General features: G+C 47.1%; 8 protein-coding genes. 7 read left to right on the top strand and 1 reads right to left on the bottom strand.

What is annotated here, in order from left to right; genetic code table 11:
• Window positions 1–81 precede the first annotated feature (81 nt).
• From AZ66_RS26320 to AZ66_RS26290, 7 genes are all read left to right on the top strand, one after another.
• Window positions 82–534: a phosphotransferase gene (locus tag AZ66_RS26320; protein WP_052648892.1), complete on the top strand. Its 453-nt coding sequence runs from the start codon at window positions 82–84 to the stop codon at window positions 532–534.
• Between the two features lie 88 nt (window positions 535–622).
• Window positions 623–877, top strand: a complete 255-nt coding sequence (locus AZ66_RS26315) for a DUF2164 domain-containing protein (protein ID WP_021261875.1) — start codon at window positions 623–625, stop codon at window positions 875–877.
• 2 nt (window positions 878–879) lie between these two features.
• Window positions 880–1,647, top strand: a complete 768-nt coding sequence (locus tag AZ66_RS26310; protein ID WP_044357598.1) for a DUF4184 family protein — start codon at window positions 880–882, stop codon at window positions 1,645–1,647.
• Between the two features lie 32 nt (window positions 1,648–1,679).
• On the top strand, window positions 1,680–2,192 hold the full coding sequence (locus AZ66_RS26305; RefSeq protein ID WP_044357596.1) for a GNAT family N-acetyltransferase: 513 nt from the start codon (window positions 1,680–1,682) through the stop codon (window positions 2,190–2,192).
• 93 nt (window positions 2,193–2,285) lie between these two features.
• The gene (locus AZ66_RS26300; RefSeq protein WP_021261872.1) at window positions 2,286–2,573 is read left to right on the top strand and encodes a hypothetical protein; all 288 of its coding nucleotides are present in this window, start codon (window positions 2,286–2,288) and stop codon (window positions 2,571–2,573) included.
• A gap of 95 nt (window positions 2,574–2,668) precedes the next feature.
• Entirely contained in the window at window positions 2,669–3,124 is a 456-nt protein-coding gene (locus tag AZ66_RS26295) for a GNAT family N-acetyltransferase (RefSeq protein WP_044357594.1), read from the top strand.
• A gap of 73 nt (window positions 3,125–3,197) precedes the next feature.
• A complete protein-coding gene (locus AZ66_RS26290) occupies window positions 3,198–4,328 on the top strand; it encodes an acyl-CoA dehydrogenase (RefSeq protein WP_044357593.1) in 1,131 nt (376 codons plus the stop codon).
• A 129-nt stretch (window positions 4,329–4,457) separates the two neighbouring features.
• Here AZ66_RS26290 and AZ66_RS26285 read toward each other — a convergent pair whose 3' ends face one another.
• Window positions 4,458–5,399 (bottom strand): ABC transporter ATP-binding protein, encoded by a 942-nt coding sequence (locus tag AZ66_RS26285; protein WP_044357592.1) that lies wholly within the window; start codon window positions 5,397–5,399, stop codon window positions 4,458–4,460.
• Between the last annotated feature and the right edge of the window lie 30 nt (window positions 5,400–5,429).

Raw genomic sequence — 5,429 nt, 5'->3', positions numbered from 1 at the left:
TCAAAACTTATCTAATCGATAAGCCGCTGCAAGTGATTTCTGACCGAATTCAGCACAGACCCCAAAGATGTTCAGAAGTTGATGGCCATTGGCAGCGCATTGAAGGAGCAAATTACTCAGTTCTCAGCGTTGGATTGGGGAGTGTGTCACGGGGATTTGCATGGAAATACCAATATTAGTTACAGCGGCGATCAGACGTATACTCATTATGACTTTGACTTGTGCGGTTATGGCTACCGCGCTTATGATATAGCAGAATTTCGTTTGGCTCGAGAGGTGCGCTTAGGCAATGATCCTGGAAAGCTGTCAGAGTTGTGGGACGCATTCTTAGAGGGCTACCAATCTGTACGTCAACTTCACGAAGACGATATTCGAGCAGTTCCCGTATTTGTTGCTGCACGTCAGTTGTGGTTAATGGGACTATGTCTCCATGATTTACATATTGTCGGAAGCATTGATTCAGGCGATGATTTTATTGATGAGAAGATGGAGTATTTCAACTCGCTGTCTGTTGAATTCGCAGGTTGTCTATAAATAAGTTCATCGATAGAAATAGACAAGATAGGAAGTAGACAAGAGGAAGTAACAAGCGACTTCAACTTAGCAACTTAGGAGGAACATCATGAATGTAAAGAAGCTGCCTAGAGAGCAGAAGGAAAAATGGATAGAGGATTTGAAGCAGTATTTTGAAACAGAGCGTGGAGAATCCCTGGGCATGTTCGAGGCAGAGGAGCTTGTTGACTATCTATTGAAGATGTTCGAGCCGTACTTATATAATCAGGCTATCGATGATGCGCGTGCGATGTTGGAGCAGCGTATGGCTGGCATTGAAGAGGATCTATATGCAATGAAGAAATCGGAGAAGGGCAGCAGATAATCATGCCTTTTACCTTCGCACATCCACTGTATGCTGCACCTGTTCAGCGTCTTGCACCGCCATACTTAAGTGTGACCGGGCTAGTTCTTGGAAGCATGGCACCTGACTTTGAATATTTTATCATGCTTGAACCGTACCAATTGATGGGCCATACGTGGAAGGGATTGCTGCTCGAAGCAATCCCTCTGTGTGTATTGTTTGCTTTCCTATTTCATCTCATCATGAAGGAGCAGCTTGCTCGTCATTTGCCCTCGTACTTTGAGCTTGATCGGCGAGCCTTGGCGTTCGTCTCTACCTGGCGATTACCGTCAATTGGCGCGTGGCTGCTATTTATCCTGTCGGTTTCAATCGGATTTGGTTCTCATGTCTTGGTGGACAGCTTCACCCATCAAAGCGGATGGGCCGTTCAGCAGTTGCCTCAGCTTCAAGCAACCGCTGCCGGTATCCCAATCTATAAATGGATGCAGCATTCCTTATCCATGGTAGGACTTGCTGTTGAAGTGTATTGGATCTATCGAATAGGCATACAAGTGTCTCCTGCGCTTCTGTCTTCTCAGCTGCAGCGTGTGCCGAGCGCAAGGAAGCGTACCTTCTGGGCAATTGTCGTACTCGTCGCAATGCTTACCCTTATGGCTAAGCTATTATTCAGCAGCCGAGCGAATTGGATTGGTATCCTAGTTGTTGCACCATTGTCTGGATCGATACTAGGTCTATTATTGGCTGCCATGCACGCGAAATGGAGTGGAAGAGGTTCTCATCATCCAAAGTAGAAGATGAACTCACCTGTAGAGGAGGGAGTCAATTGCAAATTCGAAAAGCGATGGCTGGCGATGCGCCTGGTATTGCTCGTGTTCATGTCGACAGCTGGCGTACTACCTATCAAGGGATTGTATCAGATACTTATTTGTCTGGCTTATCTGTACAAGCTAGACAAAATATGTGGGAGCATGCAATAGGACATTTGACAGATGACAAGTGTATTTATGTCGCAGTACGGGATACTGGGGAGATCACAGGTTTTGCAATGGGCGGTCCAAGCCGGAGCGAACAATTTCCAGAACGAGCAGAATTATATGCACTCTACTTGCTGTCGACCGTTCAAGGACAAGGGCTCGGCAGTAAGCTGGTATCACACGTGATGGAGCATTCGAAGTCGTTCGGACATACGAATATGTTGGTATGGGTTTTGAAAGGGAATCGTGCTCTTCAATTTTATCGTCGTACCGGTGCAATAATCGTCGGCGAGAAAGAAATTGAGATTGGCGGAGAACCGCATACGGAAATCGCTATGGAATGGGGACAACTGTCGTTATAACAGGTAGGAACCGGCTGCTCCGTTGTGAACAATTGCTTACCACACACGGGAAGCGGGACAGATTCTACATTATACATAAGTAGGTGATATGCAATGGCTTCAACGATACATTATCAATTAAAGCAGTTGGAAGGTTCCACGGCATTATATGCTTACGCTACGGAGGCAGGCGAGAAGAAAGGGTTGTTCGAAGTCGACTTTGTAGAGTATGAACGGATGTGTCAGAAAGGGCAAGTACCTTCGATAGAGGATACAGTTTATTTAATTCGCAAGAGTGAGCATGACTCTAACTTTTATGGGGGAATACGTGTGTTTTTCCATCTGTACAAGCATTATCTACAGCATGGTGCATATGCCCAGGAATATGGTCAGATGGCGTAAGTTGCATTCTTATGAATCCATACACAACTCTGTCATTCACTTACTTAAATCATATAGGTGAGAAGTGAGAGACAGCTTAGAGGAGGACAATTGTAGTGGAAGCACTCATTATTTCTACAGAAACTCGTAACATCCCGCTAGATCTGCTGCTGCTTGCTGATCCGGAAGAAGCTGCCGTGAATCAGTACTTGGATCGCAGCATCGGTTATACATTGAATGTGAATGGAGACACGATTGGAGCTGTACTTCTGCTTCCGACACGCCCCCACACCCTTGAGCTTGTGAATGTGGCGGTTGCAGAAGAGTGGCAGGGCAAGGGCTATGGCAAGAAGCTTGTACAGCATGCCATTCAGTGCGCTCGTGAGCATGGTTATCAAGTGCTGGAGGTAGGCACGGGGAACTCTAGTCTGTCACAGCTCGGTTTATATCAAAAATGCGGCTTCCGTATTTGCGGAATCGATACCGATTTCTTCGTCATTCACTATGATGAACCGATCGAAGAGAATGGAATTCCTTGCGTAGATATGATTCGTCTCCGCCTTATCTTGTAAACGTGTACTATAATGGATAAATAGATAGATTTACATTTATCCTTACGTTGATAAGAGTGGGAGCGTGTTACCGATGAATCATTTTACCGATGAAGAAATTCGCATCATTCGAAATCAGGCCTTGACCATTGAACAAGAGGGGAAGCTTCCGCAGCAGCTGCTGCAATGGATTTATGAGCGTGGATTGTTCAAGCTGTTCGTTCCTGTTGAATTGCAGGGGATTATGACAGAACTACCAGGAGCGCTGAAATGGTTCGAGCATACGTCATGGATTAATGGTAGCTTCGGCTGGCTCGTAACGATTGGCTCTGGAGGCGGCTTCTTTGCACCATTTATGACGCCGGAAGTGGCGAAGGATGCTTATATGAGGAAGGATGCGGTTGTGGCAGGATCGGGGCATCCAAGCGGCATGGCTGTGAAGGTTGATGGCGGATACCGGGTGAATGGGCGCTGGAAGTTCTGCAGCGGCTCCACATATGCGACTGTGTTCACCGCCAATTGTGTGGTGGAAGAGCATGCCAAATCGGATACTGGAGTGGAATCTGAAGAGATGTCTACAGAGGAATCTACAAATGTACCTGAAGCGGAAGCAGTCATTCGTTCGTTCGTGTTCTGGCCAGATGATGTTGAGATCGTAAAGGATTGGAATGCTTTTGGACTAAAAGCTACGGAAAGTCATTCCATTGTCGTACATGATGTATTTGTACCTGATGAACGAACCTTTAGCATTATAGAGCCAAATGGTCTTTATGATAACCCGATATACAGCTATCCGTTCCTGCCATTTGCAGAAGCCTCGTTCGCTGCCGTAAGCATAGGTCTGGCAACACACTTCCTTGAAGAGGCTCGAAATATTGCGGAGCGGAATCGCACGGCATGGGAGAATGCTTCAGTGAATCGTTATGATGCTATATTGAATAAAATCATCATTCAGAACGAACTGCTGACGGAAGCGGTAAACGCATTCTATCAGGCTATCGAGCAATCTTGGAAAGAGCATACACAAGGCAAGGTACTTACGGACACGGATGTACAGGAAGTATCACTTCGGTGTAAGGAAGCTGGACAAGCAGCCTTATCATCGGCCAATGCGCTCTTCCCGTACTTGGGCATCCATGCAGTAATGGAGGATGCACCAATCAATCAAATATATCGGGACTTGCAGACTGTGTGTCATCACTCTTTGTTAGTGAAGTTTGATTAAGTAAGGAGCATACATCACTTCCAAGATAGCTTGGAAACGACATGAAAAAGGCAGAGTAGAGATAGGAGGAACGTCTCCCGATTCTCTTCTCTGCCTTTATTTCTTGGGTCTGAAATAATTGGATACATTCTAAACGAGATGGCAGGCTACATAATGACCGGGCTTAGCTTCACGGAATTCTGGAGCAGCCGCCGCACACCGCTCAGTTGCCGCGGGGCATCTCGTACGGAAATGACATCCGCTCGGTGGATTGATTGGACTTGGGAGTTCACCGCTTAACACAATTCGCTCCTTCTGCGCCTCGATATCTGGGTCGGGAACGGGAATGGCGGACATGAGCGCTTGCGTATAAGGATGAAGCGGCTCATTGTAGAGCGTGTCACTATCAGTCAGTTCAACCATTTTGCCCAAGTACATGACGGCCACGCGATCGCTAATATGCTTGACCATGGACAGATCATGGGCGATGAACAAATAGGTGAGTCCAAGTCGAGCCTGCAGATCCTTCAGCAAGTTAACGACTTGTGCTTGGATGGACACATCAAGCGCGGAGATCGGCTCGTCACAAATAATGAGCTTCGGATCTACGGCAAGCGCGCGAGCGATGCCGATACGCTGTCGTTGGCCGCCTGAGAATTCATGCGGATAGCGAGTAGCATGATCTGGATTCAAGCCAACAAGATCAAGGAGATCTTCGATCTTCTTCTTCTTTTCTGCGCGGCTCGCAGCTAGCTTGTGAATGTCGATAGCCTCTCCGATAATATCCGAGATGGTGAGCCGCGGATTAAGCGAAGCGTACGGATCTTGGAAGATCATCTGCATTTCACGGCGCATCGCTGCCATCTGCTTGCGCTTCAGACTGTAAATATTCGTTCCATTGTAGAATGTCTTGCCGCCTGTCGGCTCGTAAAGGCGCAGGACAGTTCGTCCTACAGTGGACTTCCCGCAGCCGGATTCACCAACCATACCGAGGGTCTCACCCTTATGGATGGTGAAGCTGACATCGTTAACCGTCTTTAATATATTGCCGCGGCCTAGATTGAAATACTTCTTCAATCCCTTTACCTTCAAGCAATGCCTCTCTGCTCATCGACGCCTACC

It is taken from the genome of Paenibacillus sp. E194 (genome assembly GCF_000935845.1).
Taxonomy (GTDB): Bacteria; Bacillota; Bacilli; order Paenibacillales; family Paenibacillaceae; genus Paenibacillus_B; species Paenibacillus_B alvei_B.
This window is presented reverse-complemented; position numbering and strand designations above follow the sequence as displayed.